The organism is Pseudoalteromonas sp. APC 3694, from assembly GCF_030407565.1.
Classification (GTDB): Bacteria; Pseudomonadota; Gammaproteobacteria; order Enterobacterales; family Alteromonadaceae; genus Pseudoalteromonas; species Pseudoalteromonas tetraodonis.
Map to the genome: position 1 here is coordinate 15,970 of NZ_JASDDE010000002.1, position 14,149 is coordinate 30,118.

Consider the following 14,149-nt stretch of genomic DNA (forward strand, 5'->3'; position numbering starts at 1 on the left):
CCAATGACCCAACAAATTGCAGTATTTACCAATGTCGGCGAGCGTACTAACGTGACTGGCTCGGCCATGTTTAAACGTTTGATCATGGAAGAAAACTACGAGACCGCCCTTAATGTGGCCCGTGAACAAGTAGAAAATGGCGCCCAAGTTATTGATATCAACATGGACGAAGCCATGCTGGACTCAAAAGCCGCCATGGTGAAGTTTTTAAACTTAATTGCTTCAGAGCCTGATATTTCTAAAGTACCTATTATGGTCGACTCCTCTAAATGGGAAGTTATAGAAGCAGGCCTAAAGTGTATTCAAGGCAAGGCCATTGTTAACTCCATTTCACTCAAAGAGGGTGAAGAGCCGTTTATTCGCCAAGCTAAAATTATAAAACGCTTTGGCGCCGCCGCTGTTGTGATGGCGTTTGATACCGACGGCCAAGCCGATACTGCCGATCGTAAGTTTGAAATTTGTGAGCGCAGCTACCGTATTTTAGTCGACGAAATTGGCTTTCCGCCAGAAGACATTATTTTCGATCCCAACATATTTGCCGTAGCCACCGGCATAGAAGAGCACGACAATTATGCCGTAGAATTTATTGAAGGCACCCGCCGTATTAAGCAAAACTTACCCCATTGTAAAGTGTCGGGCGGGGTGTCTAATGTATCATTCTCGTTTAGAGGTAATAACCCGGTACGTGAAGCGATTCACTCGGTGTTTTTATACCATGCTATAAAAGCGGGTATGGATATGGGCATAGTAAACGCAGGGCAGCTTGCGGTTTACGACGACATCCCCGAGGAGCTTCGTAAAGCCGTAGAAGATGTAATTCTTAACACCGACTCAGGTGCGGGCGAGCGCCTTGTTGAACTTGCGCCTAAATATTCAGGCATGGCACAAGCTGAGCGGGTAGAAGATTTAGAATGGCGCACTTGGCCTGTAGAGAAGCGCTTGGAGCACGCCCTTGTAAAAGGCATAACCACCTTTATAGATGAAGACACCGAAGAGTGCCGTGCTGGCGCCGATAAACCTATTCACGTCATTGAAGGGCCACTCATGGATGGCATGAACGTGGTTGGGGATTTATTTGGTGCCGGTAAAATGTTTTTACCCCAAGTGGTTAAATCGGCTCGTGTGATGAAGCGAGCCGTGGCCTACCTTGACCCATTCATTGAAGCCGAAAAAGAGGAAGGCGCCACCAACGGTAAAATTGTTATGGCTACCGTAAAAGGTGACGTGCATGACATAGGTAAAAACATCGTAGGCGTAGTACTACAATGTAATAACTACGAAGTAATCGACCTTGGGGTAATGGTGCCAGCAGATAAAATACTGCAAACCGCGATTGACGAAAAAGCCGATATCATAGGCCTTTCGGGCTTAATTACTCCGTCGCTTGATGAAATGGTACATGTTGCCAAAGAAATGAAGCGTCGTGGCTTTGAGCTACCGCTCATGATTGGTGGGGCAACCACCTCAAAAGCGCATACTGCAGTAAAAATAGAGCCGCAGTATGATAAAGGCGTAGTGTATGTAAATAACGCCAGCCGCGCGGTGGGTGTGGTGTCTAATTTACTTTCTAAAGATCACAAAGCAGAATTTTTAGCTAAAACCACCGCCGAATACGACAAAGTACGCGAACAACAAGCACGCAAAAAGCCGCGCTCAAAACCAGTTACCATACAGCGCGCCCGCGATAATGCTGCAAAGCTCGATTGGGATAACTACACACCACCCGTGCCGAAAAAGCTGGGCGTGACCGAGTTTAAAAATGTATCAATCGCGACTCTACGTAAATATATAGATTGGACGCCGTACTTTATGACCTGGTCAATCGCCGGTAAATATCCGCGCATAATGGACGATGAAGTAGTGGGTGAACAAGCACAAAGCTTGTTTAAAGACGCCAACGATATGCTCGACGACCTTGAAAAATCAGGCACTTTGCAACCACTAGGTGTAATTGGTTTATTCCCTGCAAACCGTGTGGGTGATGATATAGAAATATACACCGACGAAACGCGAAAAGAGCTATTAACTACTTCGTGCCATTTACGTCAGCAAACCGAAAAAACCGACTTTGCTAATTACTGTTTAGCCGACTACATTGCGCCAAAAGGCACGCCTGATTACTTTGGTGCGTTTGCGGTAACAGGTGGCTTAGAAGAAGACTACCTAGCCAATGCGTTCGACGCACAGCAAGACGATTACAATAAAATAATGGTAAAAGCGGTTGCCGACAGGCTTGCCGAAGCATTTGCAGAGTACTTGCACGAACAAGTGCGTAAAGAGTATTGGGGATATGCACCAGATGAAAACCTGCCTAACGATGAACTCATTCGCGAAAACTACCAAGGTATTCGCCCCGCACCGGGTTACCCAGCGTGCCCAGAGCACACCGAGAAAAAGAAAATTTGGCAGTTACTCGATACCGAAAAACGCATTGGTATGCAGCTCACCAGCTCTTACGCCATGTGGCCAGGTGCTGCGGTGTCGGGCTGGTACTTTTCACACCCACAAGCGAAATACTACGCCGTTGCTGCAATACAGAAGGATCAGGTTGAAGACTACGCTAAGCGAACAAATATGACGCTCGCAGAAGCCGAAAGATGGTTATCGCCTAACTTGGGGTATGAGCCGGAGTAAAAGAGCAGCGGTCAAAAGTTGAAGCGGTCAGTTTTTAGCTGTCAGCTATCAGTAAAACAAAAACGAGCCAAGGTAGGCTCGTTTTTTATTTTTGTATCTTTTTATCGCAATAAATATCGATAACTCAATTGTTTACATAATAGGCATTAGATGTGACTATTGAATGAATTGAACGTGTAGTCTAGGTATTAATTTTTTGGACTAAGCATAAAGAATACTAAGTTTTAGTTACTCTAATTAAGGAATTATAATGCAGACAATTACGGAAGATCAGCTATCTCTTGAATATTACGGTGCAGCAGTTGAAAAAGGGCAGCTAAAAGCGAAAGATGTTGCTCGCTATATTTTAGCACTAGATGAATTTATGAACGTGATTACAACAGAAGCTTATGGTAAAGATGCATCGCTATGTATGGATGTCTCAGGTTTTAGAGGGCAATCATTTGATATTGATTTTTTACTACAGGTGGTAGGTTTATCCTCTGGAGCATTATTTTGTACTAGCTCCCCCAAAGACCTTATTACTCTGGCTACTGACTCAATTAAATTGTGTATTCATTTAGCTGGCAATCAACCGAAGCAGTGCACACCAGATAGTAACGCGAATACAGTTAATATCGAAAACTCTAATGGTCATACTCAGGTATTTCATATTCAAACGCTAAACGTTCTTTCTGATCCAAAAGCTGCTAATTCGTTAGATACATTTATTAGGGAGCCTTTGGTTAAAGGATTAAGCGAAGTAAAGTTAAAATCTTCAAAGTTTGATATCCAAACTAAAGCTTCGGCTAATGATGCTGAATTTTTTAAACCTCTTGATTTCGATTTACCAATTTCAAAAAATACAATTACTACAGGTTTAACGATTGAATCTCCATCCTTTAAAGATGGAAATAAGTGGAAATTATTTGATGGACAGTCCAGTTTTTATGCAGAAATTACTGATAGAGAGTTTATTGATACTGTTGATAAGGGAGAGAGGTTTGGAAAAGGGGATCTATTAATAGTTGAAATAGAAATAATTCAGACTAAAACACCGCAAGGTTTGAAGATCGAAAAACTTATTACGAAAGTTACCGATCATAAAGAAGCGCCTCAACAGAAAGGTATGTTTTAAGATTTTAGGTCAAAGTATTAGCACATAACGAAAGTCAAAATTGAAGGTTTTTTAATGAAGTATCTAAATTACATATTGCTTTGCCTATCCCTATTTTTCACATCGAACACATTTGCGCTTGAGCAAAAGTATCACGAGAGTGTTTTACCTGTTATTACTGCTTTTAAAACGCATGATAAAACTGCGATTGCTGCGCATATTCGCTACCCTCTAAAAAGGCAATATCCATTGCCCGACATTAAAAATGAAGCTGAGTTTATTACCCGCTTTGATGAAGTGTTTGATGAGGAACTTGTTGGCGTTATTGCCAGTTCAAATATCGATACCGATTGGGATAGCGTAGGTTGGCGTGGCATTATGCTAAATAACGGCGTAATGTGGGTAGACACAGACGGCAAAGTTATTGCTGTGAATACACAAAATAGCACTGAGCAAGCACATGCAGAAAAGTTAATTGCTCAAGATAAACAATCACTCCATTTAAGTATTAATACATTTGAAGAGCCAGTGCTTGATTGGAAAACGGCTAGCTATCGTGTTCGCGTTGATAATTTAGGCGATGGAAACTTCCGCTATGCATCGTGGAGTATTGATAAAAGCCCAAGCGACAAGCCTGATATCGTTTTAATTAATGGTGATATTACCTTTGAAGGTAGTGGCGGCAATCATCACTATACGTTTAAAAACGGGCGTTACAGTTACGTGTTACATGTCACTATTATTGGTTGCGATACATCTTCACTTGGTTGGCTTGAAGTATATAAAGACGATAAGCAATTGTTATTTGAAGACGTTGTAAGTAAAGGTTAATACAGTAGCGAAAAGAGCACATAGTTACTAATTTTTAAATAGAATTATAAATAAAATATGAAAATAGAAGATATAAAACTTAAAATTGAAAGCTCTGAATTTTATAAAAACTATAATGTTAAACAGTTGATTAAACTGGTTATTGATTTATATGAAAGCTACCGAATTGAAAATACTAATTTAGAGTATGACGGCGATATGCTTCTTTTTCAGTGCGGGGTAGATAGCCTTAGTAAAGACTACTTTATTGTTGATATTACACGTCAAATTATTCCTGATTTAGACGACATAGATGAAGCTACAGATGCTATGCAGCAACTTAGTACGACTTTTAAATTTTTACCAAGCGAGGCTGCATTTGCGCTTTCAACAACGAGTCAGTGGTGTTCTGCGTTAAATGAGGTTGATAGTCTTAGGGCGTTTATTGAAAACAGTGATGCTTTTCAATGGGCTATTAAAAATGATGTGGTAAAAGTAGATATTGAATTATCTTATATATAAATATTAAAACAATAATTGTAGTCGCATAAACTACGATAATGGAATTGGTTGTGCAATTAGCTTTTTTAAAAGGATTTACATGAATAAAAAAACTTCAAACTTAGTCGTTATATTTTTATCTGCATTCATTACATCGTTTGTTAGCCGCTATTTAACTGATTCAATAATAAACCTAAAAGATCTACCTTTTTATATGGAGTTTTTACTTTTCCTAGCTATTTATTTGGTAATTTATTTCCCACTAAATGGTTTATTTGAAAAATTCGTTGTTAAGTCAACACCTGATAGTTAGCAAAACAGCAAGGCAGAATAAAATATAATGAGTCAGAGGGTTCGCTATGCAAGACTTTACAGGTATTTTAGCTTATTGTTTTGTCGCATATCTGTGTAGTAATCGGCTTGCTCTTAACCACTTTTAAACAAGGCAATTTTATGAAAACGATTGGCATGCTCGGAGGTATGAGTTGGGAGTCAACAGCCAGCTATTACAAAGCTTTAAACGAAGGCGTTAAACACTCATTGGGTGGACTACATAGTGCCAAAAGTTGTATGGTGAGCGTCGATTTTGCGGAAATTGAAGCACTACAGCATCAAGGCGATTGGCAACAAACAGCTAAGTTACTCACCAAGGCAGCTAAATCTGTAGAGGTTGGTGGTGCCGACTTTTTACTTATTTGTACCAACACTATGCATAAAGTGGCCGATGAGATTGCCAGTAATATTACCATTCCTATTTTGAACATCGCCGATGCCACCGCCGAGCAATTAAAGCACGATGGCATTACGCGAGTAGGGTTATTGGGCACGCAATTTACAATGGAGCAAAACTTTTACAAAGAGCGTTTAACCGATAAGCATAACATTGAGGTATTAATACCTCAGCCTAATGAGCGAAAGCGAGTGCACGAGGTTATTTATTCGCAGTTATGCCAAGGTATTATTGATGACGATTCGCGAGCTGATTATATACGCATTATAGAGCGATTATTTGAGCAAGGCGCGCAGGCCATCATTTTAGGCTGTACTGAAATCGCCTTGTTGGTAAAACCACAACATACGCAGGTTCCGCTTTACGATACCACCAAAATACATGCCGAGGCAGCAGTAAAACTAGCGCTGGCTAAATAAATAAGATTGAGCTTAATTCTGTAAATAATCACTTCGTTATGCTTGCATACAGTGATGCTGAGAGTAAAGTAATTTGGGGGTAGAGGTGAAAAAGCTTACTATTTATTTGTTACTTTTATTATCTGTTGGATATTCTGCAGTTGCTTTATATTCGCTTATTAATAGTGATATTGAAGATGTTATTATTTGCAGCACTGATGAGAATACTCATTACATCCCAAGTGACGCTTGTGAATATTACTTACTTAATTATAGAGCAGATAAGAGTGATATTGAATCACTTGAATCAGGCGCTGGTCTAGCATTTTTATTTGAAATTAAAGATATAGATAAGCGCGATGCTTATATCGAATACTTTATTTCTAAAGGAATCAAAGTAAATACGTTAAGTCACATAGATGGTTTATCACCTCTACACTCGGCTATTTTGCTTAATGACTTTGGTTTAGTGCAACTTTTAATGGATAAAGGCGCGAGTATTACCATTAAAGAAAAATCACATGGGCTTACACCTTTAGAGTTTATTCATAAACTGAGTGAAAAAAATGCTCAGATAGATAGGCAGCTGACATCTGAACTTTTGACGTCGATTTCAAATAATAAACAGGCTGGTTAATTCAAAAATTACCGAATACGTTAAATCTAGTGATTCTATTATTAACCAACAAAAAAACCGCCAAATGGCGGTTTTTTATTAGCAAGTAAAGCTGTTAACACGCTTTATTTTAATGGCCTTTCTCAAAGTCATTTACTTCGCGCTCGGCTTCCTCTTTCGATTTACCGTATTTTTGCTGAATTTTACCAACAAGCTCGGTACGGCTACCTTCAATTTTATCTAAATCATCGTTGGTAAGATCGCCCCATTTTTGCTGCGCTTTACCTTTAAGTTCTTTCCAATTTCCTTCGATACGATCGCTATGCATAATTAGCTCCTTATTAAGAGTGATGATTTTTCATTTTAAAAGCGTTACTAATAAAATGATTTTTAACGTTCACTTATAAAGTTGCAAAGGCTATACCAGAAAGTGAAACGCTTAATATATCAACTGCTTATGCTTTTTTGGTGCGTAAAGTTTTTTAGCTGGTGGCGAGCTTTATAAAAATTCTGCAGGGTGGCTTGTAATTATTTCAGGGACTGTCACTTCAGGGGGGGTTATTGCAGGGACACTGTGCTGGTTTTTTATAAGTAACCTGAACTCTGGTTAAGAGATTTACTAACATATTGAATCAAAATGATATTTATTTTTATTTTCTCAAGCTAGAGATTTTTAGTGAAAACAAGGCGAAATTACGCGTCAATAGCTAGCCTATTGCAAGTAAATTCAACGCAGTTAGCGCTGAAAATAGCTGCTTGAGATGGATTTATTATCCGGAGTTCAGGTTAAGTACAATAAAAAAGCGAGCTATTAAAGCTCGCTTTGCTGTTTAATAAAGGAATTAATGTCTAAAGCTTGGCATTAGCGCAGGAATGCCTGGCAGCATACCTACCAGTGCCATTACACTGGTTAATAACACAAACATAATAAGTGGGATGACCCAGCGACTCATTCGCGATAAATCAGCACTTCTTTCTTTACAGCCAATAAGGCCCAAGTTATCAAGTAGCATAGTTAGTGACCAACCAAATGCAGGGTTTACTAGGCTTGATGCAAACACCACAATGGCGGCTGATTGGGTGGTTTTACCTTCACGGGTCATTTCCATACCCGCTTCAAGTAGTGGAATAAACACCCCTACAATTAAGGCAACACATAATACTGGCTGCCAAATAGCTAAGTCCATTGGGTAACCCCAAACACCCGCGATAATACAAAATAACGCAGTTAAAATTGCGCCTGCAGGAATAGGGCGTTTTGCAATAGCAGCAGGAACAATGTAAGTGCCCCAAGATGACGCAAAGTTAGCACCGCCTAATAGCGAGCCAAAGGTTTGTCTTGTTGATGCGCTAAGCATGGTATCGTCAATATTCATTTGTACTTTTTCAGTACGCTCTGGGTAACTAATTTTTTGAAATACTTGATGGCCTAAAAAGTCAGGCGACCACATAGCAACTGCTAAAACTGCAAAAGGAAGTACAACTACAAAGCTTTCAGCTGTTGGTAAGCCAAGCATCCAGCCGGTGTTTTCGCCCCACCAGTACATAGGGTTCATGTTTGGTAAGCCCGGTGCAGTATGAAACTCAAACGGTGCACCCAATGCAAAAGCAGTAAAACCACCAATTAAACAGCTCAGTGGCACGGCTAACCAGCGTTTTTTATAATGCTCCAATAAAGCATAAAGTAAAATTGTGGCTAAGATTACGATAAAGGCAATATGGGTCATTTGAATTTCTTCAGCCCATGCAAACAGCTTTTTAACTTGTGAAATGGTACCCACAAATCCTAAATAGAGGAGTAGGCCACCACACACCCCTTTACTGGTGAGCTTTGCCATGAGACTGCCGCCTTTACTAAATGCTAATATCAATCCAAAGGCTCCTATGAGCAAACCAAAGGCCATAGGGTGTCCGCCTGCGGCAACCACAATAGGAATTAATGGAATGAGTGGGCCATGAGTACCCGCTAAATTAGCGGTCGGTAAAATAAAGCCAGAAAATAGTAAAATAAATAACGAAACAATTAAAAGTTCGTAGCGTACGTTTTCAAGTACAAAACCATCACTCAACCCCAAAGGGCCTGCAAACGTGGCAGCAATGGCTGCAACCATCACAACTTTACCTATAGTAGCGGCCATTGCTGGAATGGTGTCTTCAAATTCAAAGCGATAATCTCTAAACGGTAAATTTGGACGCCAGCGTTTTGGCTGCATAATTTGCAGCTCGTGCTCTAGATAAGCGTCGCGGCTTTCAAACTCAGAGCTGGGTTTATGAAGATTTTCATAGCTATCGGACGCGGTTTGAGTATCCGCTCCTGGTATAGCATCAGATGAATTATCATCTAGCGGCTTGGTGGTCATGACTTCTCCTGCAACTTAGTTGCTAACTCAAAATAAAAATACAGCTTTTACAAAGCAAATGAACGTTGAGTGCGCAGGGTAAAACAGCTTGCTACATATTGTAATTAGGCAAAAGGTCGTGCATAGCCCAGTTTAACGCTTTGTAAATGTTAACAAAAATAGCAAAGGGATGTGTTGTAACTGGCTTGTTAAATTTAAAAGGTCTTTAAATTCAATGGTTTATGTTTTTGTTTTTACAGTGTGATCTTGCCATGTAAAATAGCAGAAAGGTCATAAAATCAGCAGATTCAGCAGCAATCATTCTTTAGTCTAATAAAGGTGGCGTTAGCCGCTATTTGCTTATTATAAATACAATAGCCGCAAAGTTGCACAAAAGCTAACAATACTAAGCTTTAACGGAACGACTATTTTTGGACTCAAGATAGGGTTTTGAAAGGTAATAATAGGAGTAAAGTAAAAATATGGCGCAAAGTGACTAAACAAGGAAAAGCCTTTATGGAACGTATTTATAAAGGCATTTCTGGGTACGCTTGTTTGTTTTCACCGCCAGTTAAACGCTGTAACAACCGACGTTGGCTTGACAGTAATTGCCCTGAGCGTTCATTCATTATTTTGCAGGTTTTAGTTTTTAGCTCAAGCTGGTGTAATAATTTTGTAGTGAGCGAGTTTATATCAGCAGGCAGTAACGCGGTTAATTGTGCTAAGCCTTCTTTGCCACCTTGCAGGCCTAAACTCACCAAAAAGCCATCGCGCTGGTTATGTGATTCATTTAAGCTTTCTAAAAAGCCAAGCATTTTTTTATTGTGTGTTTCTAGCTGACATTACGTTGGCTTAGCAATTCGTATTGCGTTTCAAGTAATTCAATTAACGCGTCTAGCTTAATAATGTCTTGTTGCAGACTTACAATATACTCTTTTACAGTTTTCATTTTTTATGAAGTTCAACCATAGCGTTAACGGTTTCATCAATACTAATTTTAAATTCACCACTGGCAATTTCAGCCTCGGTTGACGTGTTAGGGATCACCGAGTCAAACCGAGCGGTAGAGCAGCGCTATGAGCCAAATAACCCAATAGCTAACAACGATGGTTATGTATTTTACTCCAACGTAAATGCACTTGAAGAAATGGCAGACATGATGTCTGCAAGTCGTAGCTACCAAACATCTGTTGAAGTTATGGGGCGTGTAAATAGCATGCAGCAAAGCATTCTTAAGTTAGGACAATAATTTTATGCAAGTTAATTCAGCCGTTCCAAGCGCTGCAGACGCCACAAAAAATACCACGAATATTGCCGGTAATAGTTCTGCAGATGAAATGTCGACCATGTTTTTAGAGTTACTCGTTGCGCAAATTAGTAATCAAAATCCATTACAGCCTATGGATGGCACCCAGTATGTGAGCCAGCTTGCGGAGTTTTCTAATGTTGAGTCGTTACAAAGCATTCGCCAAAACACCGCCGACGGCTTGGATTATGTCAGCAGCTTAGCGGTGCTTGAAGCCACTAATATGGTTGGTAAAACGGTTGATGTACAAGCAAGCAGTATTGCCCTTGAGCAAGATGGCAGTGTCTCAGGCATGGTTAATTTAGGGGAAGGCGCAGATTCAGTCACTGTGCAACTTTATAACCAACAGGGTGAATTAGTTGAAGAAAAACAACTGCCTTATTCTGGAGTCGGTTCGCTGCGTTTTGAATTTGAAAACCAAGAAGCCGGTGCGTATGCAGTTAGAGCGTATGCCACTACCGCAGAGGTGCCAAAGCAGCTTGATACTTGGTTAAGCGGTGAGGTTGAGCGTGTTTCTGTAGGTAAATCGTTAGAAGATATTTTATTGCAAGTCGATGGTTTGGGTAATTTTGGTATCACTGAAATTAATCAAGTGGCATAAATAAGAGGAATAAATAATATGTCTATGTTCAATATAGGATTAAGTGGTCTTAAAAGTACCCAAACAGGATTAGAAGTAACCAGTAATAATATTGCTAACTCGGGTACTGCTGGTTATAAAAATAACACTGCAGAATTTGCCGCGGTTTATAACGGCAGCCAACGCGGTGGCGTTAAAGTTGCCAATGTTAAAGAAGATTTTGTCACCGGTGGTGAAATTGTACGTACTGGTAATGCGCTGGATATTGCTATTGATGGCCAAGGGTTTTTTGCCATATCAGAAAACGGCCGTACGGCTTACACCCAAGCAGGCCAGTTTCAGTTAGATAACGACTTAATATGAATCGTTATAACGGTAATAAGAGTCAAATTATCGAACTAATGAAAAAACATAACACTAACGTGGCTGATGAAATACAAGAAAAAATGTACGATTTTGACAGCTTAATTAAGCAAACAGACGAGACATTAACCTTGTTGCTTAATGACATTCTGGATGAGTTATGGACGATGTCATTAAAGGGTGTGAACAGTGAGTTTTTAGCGCGTGTTTTAGGTGCACTACCTAAACGTTTAGCGCAAGTGTACCAACAGCAAATTGACGGCTTAAGTGCACAACTATTGAGCAAAGTGATTGCCGCCAGAAAAGAAATTATGTCGATAGTTAGAGACATGAGCAAACAAGGTGATATTGAATATCGCTTATTTGAAGAAGAGACTGCAGGCTAACTATGAGTCAAGCATTTAGGTTTCCCACTTTAAATAAAAATGAGCAACATCAAACGCTGCAAGAGCGTTTAGATGCTGCTCAGCGTGTTGGTTTACAGCAGGGCTATGAAGAAGGGCTCGCGCAAGGGGCAGCCGATAAGCAAAGTGAGTTAGAGCAGCAAATGGAGCAACAAATAGAGCTACGGGTTGCTGAACGTCTTGAAGCGCAAAAAACACAGCTTATTGAACGTTTTAACACTTTATTCGACAAAGCGAATAACGAACTACTTAACTTTAATGATGAGTTTAAACAAGATCTTGCCTTGATGATAAGCAAGTTAGCAGAGCATGTTATTGACTGCGAGCTAAAAGTACGCCCCGAAATACGCTCGCAGCTGATTGAAAAAGCCATTACCTTGCTTAGCAATCGCGATGTAGTAACAAAAGTTATGATCTCAGGGGCTGATCGCCACTGCTTTAATGATGCACGTTTAGCTGAATTTTCGGTGCCGGTTTACTTTGATGAGGCTCTGATCAGTGGAGACGTTGAACTGGTGGCAGAGCAACAAACACATCGATTTTCTTTTTCAGAGCGCCTACAAAGCTTACTGGATGAAGTGATACCTGAAATACTCAAAGCGCAGCCACATGACTAACCCCTTACACACTAGTTTAAAATCTGCGCTGACAGCGCTAACCCCGCCTGAATTAGTTAAAAGCTATGGTCGTTTAACAAGAGTCAATGGTTTAACACTTACCGCGACGGGTGGGCAATTCGTTATGGGTGAAAAATACCAAGTTGAGAGTGTTGACGGTCACTGGTATGACGCTGAAGTTGTGGGCTTTAATCAAGATGAAGCCTATTTAATGCCCTTGAAAAAAATACAAAATTTATATTCTGGTGGGCGAGTTAGACCAGTTATAAAAAACAGCCATGTGGCTATTTCAGAAAAGCTATTAGGGCGAGTAATTGATGCGCAAATGCAACCCATTGATAACTTAGGCCCACTTGAACAAGACAGCACAAAAAGCGCCAGTAAATTGAGTAACGATTATTCTTTAACGACGCTGGAGCGCAAAGGCGTTACCGAGCCGTTAGATGTGGGTATTCGCGCTATTAATAGCCTATTTAGTGTAGGTAAAGGCTAGCGGTTAGGGTTATTTGCAGGTTCGGGTGTGGGTAAAAGTAAATTACTTGGCATGATGACCCGTTTTACCTCGGCCGATGTAGTTATTTTAAGCCTAGTCGGTGAGCGTGGTTGGGAAGTAAAAGATTTTATTGAGCAAAGCTTAGGTAAAGAAGGCTTAAAAAAAGCCATTGTAATAGCATCCCCAGCAGACGATTCTCCCTTATTGCGTATTAAAGCCGCCGAGCTTAGCCATAAATTGGCGGCTTATTTTAGAGATAAAAATTCAAATGTATTGCTGTTGATGGACTCATTAACCCGCTATGCGCAAGCACAGCGAGAAATTGGCTTATCGGTAGGTGAGCTGCCCGCATCTAAAGGGTACCCGCCATCGGTATTTAGTAAATTAACCCAGTTGGTTGAAAGCTCCGGTAATAGTGAAAAAAGTAAAGGCAGCATGACCGCCATTTATACGGTATTGGCTGAAGGCGACGATCAACAAGACCCAATAGCCGATAACGCCCGAGCAATTCTTGATGGCCATATAGTATTGGATCGCACCTTAGCAGAAAAGGGTCATTATCCGGCCATTAATATTGGTTCATCGATTAGCTGAGTAATGCCAAATATAGTAAGTGATGAGCAGCTAAGTTTTTGTTATAAATTAAAAAAACTTTATAGCCGCTACATGCAAGTGCATGAGCTTATTCCTTTAGGGGCGTATCAGGCAGGTAAAGATCCTGAACTCGACAGTGCGGTAAATTTGTATCCAAAAATCGAATCATTTTTATGCCAAGGATTGAACGAACAAGTGGATTTCTCACAGTCAGTGAATCAGTTAAATGCAGTGATGGGTGAACTGAATGCTTAATAAATTTTTAGGATTACAACAACAAAAATTAGATAAAATGCTGGCCGAGCAAACTCAATTACAACAAAGAAGTAACTTAGAGCAGCAACGACTATCGCAGCTACAGCAGCACATAAACAGTATGGATAAAAACCAGCAAATGAGCTCGGCGCTAAGCTTACAAAATTTATCAGGGATGAAACGCATTTTGTCTGGTTTGTCAGCGCAGCAACAAGCGCGGATTCATGATTCACAGCAAGATGAATTACGTCAACAGCAAGCTTATTCTAAGCAAATGAGCTTTACCAAAGGCATAGAAGGGATAGTAAGCAACAGGCACCGTGCTTTTCAAAGGCAAGCGCAGCAACAAGAAGCTAAAGTTTTAGATGAAATGATAAGCCAAGCACATAGTCGTACCCTACATAAATAACTGC

Annotated in this window: 15 protein-coding genes and 1 pseudogene; 13 read left to right on the forward strand and 3 right to left on the reverse strand. The window is 40.2% G+C overall.

Features of this window, described 5'->3' with window-relative positions:
- Positions 1 to 3 precede the first annotated feature (3 nt).
- The 6 genes from metH to QMA00_RS01115 all read left to right on the forward strand — a co-directional run bounded on the left by metH (position 4) and on the right by QMA00_RS01115 (position 6,806).
- Positions 4 to 2,634, forward strand: coding sequence for a methionine synthase (metH, locus tag QMA00_RS01090; protein WP_262977328.1), 2,631 nt, complete (start codon positions 4 to 6; stop codon positions 2,632 to 2,634).
- Between the two features lie 250 nt (positions 2,635 to 2,884).
- Positions 2,885 to 3,751, forward strand: coding sequence for a hypothetical protein (locus QMA00_RS01095; RefSeq protein ID WP_076923135.1), 867 nt, complete (start codon positions 2,885 to 2,887; stop codon positions 3,749 to 3,751).
- A gap of 54 nt (positions 3,752 to 3,805) precedes the next feature.
- Positions 3,806 to 4,561 (forward strand): hypothetical protein, encoded by a 756-nt coding sequence (locus QMA00_RS01100; RefSeq protein ID WP_076923134.1) that lies wholly within the window; start codon positions 3,806 to 3,808, stop codon positions 4,559 to 4,561.
- 57 nt (positions 4,562 to 4,618) lie between these two features.
- Entirely contained in the window at positions 4,619 to 5,062 is a 444-nt protein-coding gene (locus QMA00_RS01105) for a hypothetical protein (protein ID WP_076923133.1), read from the forward strand.
- A 432-nt stretch (positions 5,063 to 5,494) separates the two neighbouring features.
- The gene (locus tag QMA00_RS01110; protein WP_076923131.1) at positions 5,495 to 6,190 is read left to right on the forward strand and encodes an aspartate/glutamate racemase family protein; all 696 of its coding nucleotides are present in this window, start codon (positions 5,495 to 5,497) and stop codon (positions 6,188 to 6,190) included.
- Positions 6,191 to 6,275: 85 nt separating this feature from the next.
- On the forward strand, positions 6,276 to 6,806 hold the full coding sequence (locus tag QMA00_RS01115; RefSeq protein WP_290155505.1) for a hypothetical protein: 531 nt from the start codon (positions 6,276 to 6,278) through the stop codon (positions 6,804 to 6,806).
- A 109-nt stretch (positions 6,807 to 6,915) separates the two neighbouring features.
- On the opposite strand, the gene QMA00_RS01120 is transcribed toward QMA00_RS01115, so the two are convergent.
- From QMA00_RS01120 to QMA00_RS01130, 3 genes are all read right to left on the reverse strand, one after another.
- Positions 6,916 to 7,113 carry a CsbD family protein gene (locus tag QMA00_RS01120; protein WP_076921415.1) on the reverse strand — a complete coding sequence of 66 codons (198 nt, stop codon included), beginning with the start codon at positions 7,111 to 7,113 and terminating at the stop codon, positions 6,916 to 6,918.
- 514 nt (positions 7,114 to 7,627) lie between these two features.
- Positions 7,628 to 9,145, reverse strand: coding sequence for a DUF3360 family protein (locus tag QMA00_RS01125; RefSeq protein ID WP_076921417.1), 1,518 nt, complete (start codon positions 9,143 to 9,145; stop codon positions 7,628 to 7,630).
- 506 nt (positions 9,146 to 9,651) lie between these two features.
- Positions 9,652 to 9,939, reverse strand: coding sequence for a hypothetical protein (locus QMA00_RS01130; protein ID WP_249928716.1), 288 nt, complete (start codon positions 9,937 to 9,939; stop codon positions 9,652 to 9,654).
- Between the two features lie 218 nt (positions 9,940 to 10,157).
- Here QMA00_RS01130 and QMA00_RS01135 point away from each other — a divergent pair, with 218 nt between their 5' ends.
- From QMA00_RS01135 to QMA00_RS01165, 7 genes and pseudogenes are all read left to right on the forward strand, one after another.
- On the forward strand, positions 10,158 to 10,373 hold the full coding sequence (locus tag QMA00_RS01135; RefSeq protein ID WP_290155506.1) for a flagellar basal body rod C-terminal domain-containing protein: 216 nt from the start codon (positions 10,158 to 10,160) through the stop codon (positions 10,371 to 10,373).
- Positions 10,374 to 10,377: 4 nt separating this feature from the next.
- Positions 10,378 to 11,031: a flagellar hook capping FlgD N-terminal domain-containing protein gene (locus tag QMA00_RS01140; RefSeq protein WP_064663402.1), complete on the forward strand. Its 654-nt coding sequence runs from the start codon at positions 10,378 to 10,380 to the stop codon at positions 11,029 to 11,031.
- 18 nt (positions 11,032 to 11,049) lie between these two features.
- Entirely contained in the window at positions 11,050 to 11,373 is a 324-nt protein-coding gene (locus QMA00_RS01145) for a flagellar hook-basal body complex protein (RefSeq protein ID WP_283957448.1), read from the forward strand.
- Positions 11,370 to 11,759 carry a FliG C-terminal domain-containing protein gene (locus QMA00_RS01150; RefSeq protein WP_254843633.1) on the forward strand — a complete coding sequence of 130 codons (390 nt, stop codon included), beginning with the start codon at positions 11,370 to 11,372 and terminating at the stop codon, positions 11,757 to 11,759. Before QMA00_RS01145 ends, QMA00_RS01150 begins: the two co-directional genes overlap by 4 nt.
- 2 nt (positions 11,760 to 11,761) lie before the next feature.
- Positions 11,762 to 12,394 carry a FliH/SctL family protein gene (locus tag QMA00_RS01155; protein WP_076921419.1) on the forward strand — a complete coding sequence of 211 codons (633 nt, stop codon included), beginning with the start codon at positions 11,762 to 11,764 and terminating at the stop codon, positions 12,392 to 12,394.
- Positions 12,387 to 13,736: pseudogene (locus QMA00_RS01160) on the forward strand (FliI/YscN family ATPase). The gene QMA00_RS01155 and the pseudogene QMA00_RS01160 overlap by 8 nt, the downstream one beginning before the upstream one ends.
- Entirely contained in the window at positions 13,729 to 14,145 is a 417-nt protein-coding gene (locus QMA00_RS01165; RefSeq protein WP_076921421.1) for a hypothetical protein, read from the forward strand. Before QMA00_RS01160 ends, QMA00_RS01165 begins: the two are co-directional and overlap by 8 nt.
- Positions 14,146 to 14,149 lie beyond the last annotated feature (4 nt).

What these genes read in the sequence shown, in the direction of transcription:
- QMA00_RS01150 (WP_254843633.1), top strand. Translation starts at nt 11,370, where the DNA reads ATGAATCGTTATAACGGTAATAAGAGTCAAATTATCGAACTAATGAAA.
- QMA00_RS01145 (WP_283957448.1), top strand. Translation starts at nt 11,050, where the DNA reads ATGTCTATGTTCAATATAGGATTAAGTGGTCTTAAAAGTACCCAAACA.
- QMA00_RS01140 (WP_064663402.1), top strand. Translation starts at nt 10,378, where the DNA reads ATGCAAGTTAATTCAGCCGTTCCAAGCGCTGCAGACGCCACAAAAAAT.
- QMA00_RS01155 (WP_076921419.1), top strand. Translation starts at nt 11,762, where the DNA reads ATGAGTCAAGCATTTAGGTTTCCCACTTTAAATAAAAATGAGCAACAT.
- QMA00_RS01125 (WP_076921417.1), bottom strand. Translation starts at nt 9,145, where the DNA reads ATGACCACCAAGCCGCTAGATGATAATTCATCTGATGCTATACCAGGA.
- QMA00_RS01120 (WP_076921415.1), bottom strand. Translation starts at nt 7,113, where the DNA reads ATGCATAGCGATCGTATCGAAGGAAATTGGAAAGAACTTAAAGGTAAA.
- QMA00_RS01105 (WP_076923133.1), top strand. Translation starts at nt 4,619, where the DNA reads ATGAAAATAGAAGATATAAAACTTAAAATTGAAAGCTCTGAATTTTAT.
- QMA00_RS01095 (WP_076923135.1), top strand. Translation starts at nt 2,885, where the DNA reads ATGCAGACAATTACGGAAGATCAGCTATCTCTTGAATATTACGGTGCA.
- QMA00_RS01110 (WP_076923131.1), top strand. Translation starts at nt 5,495, where the DNA reads ATGAAAACGATTGGCATGCTCGGAGGTATGAGTTGGGAGTCAACAGCC.
- metH (WP_262977328.1), top strand. Translation starts at nt 4, where the DNA reads ATGACCCAACAAATTGCAGTATTTACCAATGTCGGCGAGCGTACTAAC.
- QMA00_RS01130 (WP_249928716.1), bottom strand. Translation starts at nt 9,939, where the DNA reads ATGCTTGGCTTTTTAGAAAGCTTAAATGAATCACATAACCAGCGCGAT.
- QMA00_RS01165 (WP_076921421.1), top strand. Translation starts at nt 13,729, where the DNA reads ATGCTTAATAAATTTTTAGGATTACAACAACAAAAATTAGATAAAATG.
- QMA00_RS01100 (WP_076923134.1), top strand. Translation starts at nt 3,806, where the DNA reads ATGAAGTATCTAAATTACATATTGCTTTGCCTATCCCTATTTTTCACA.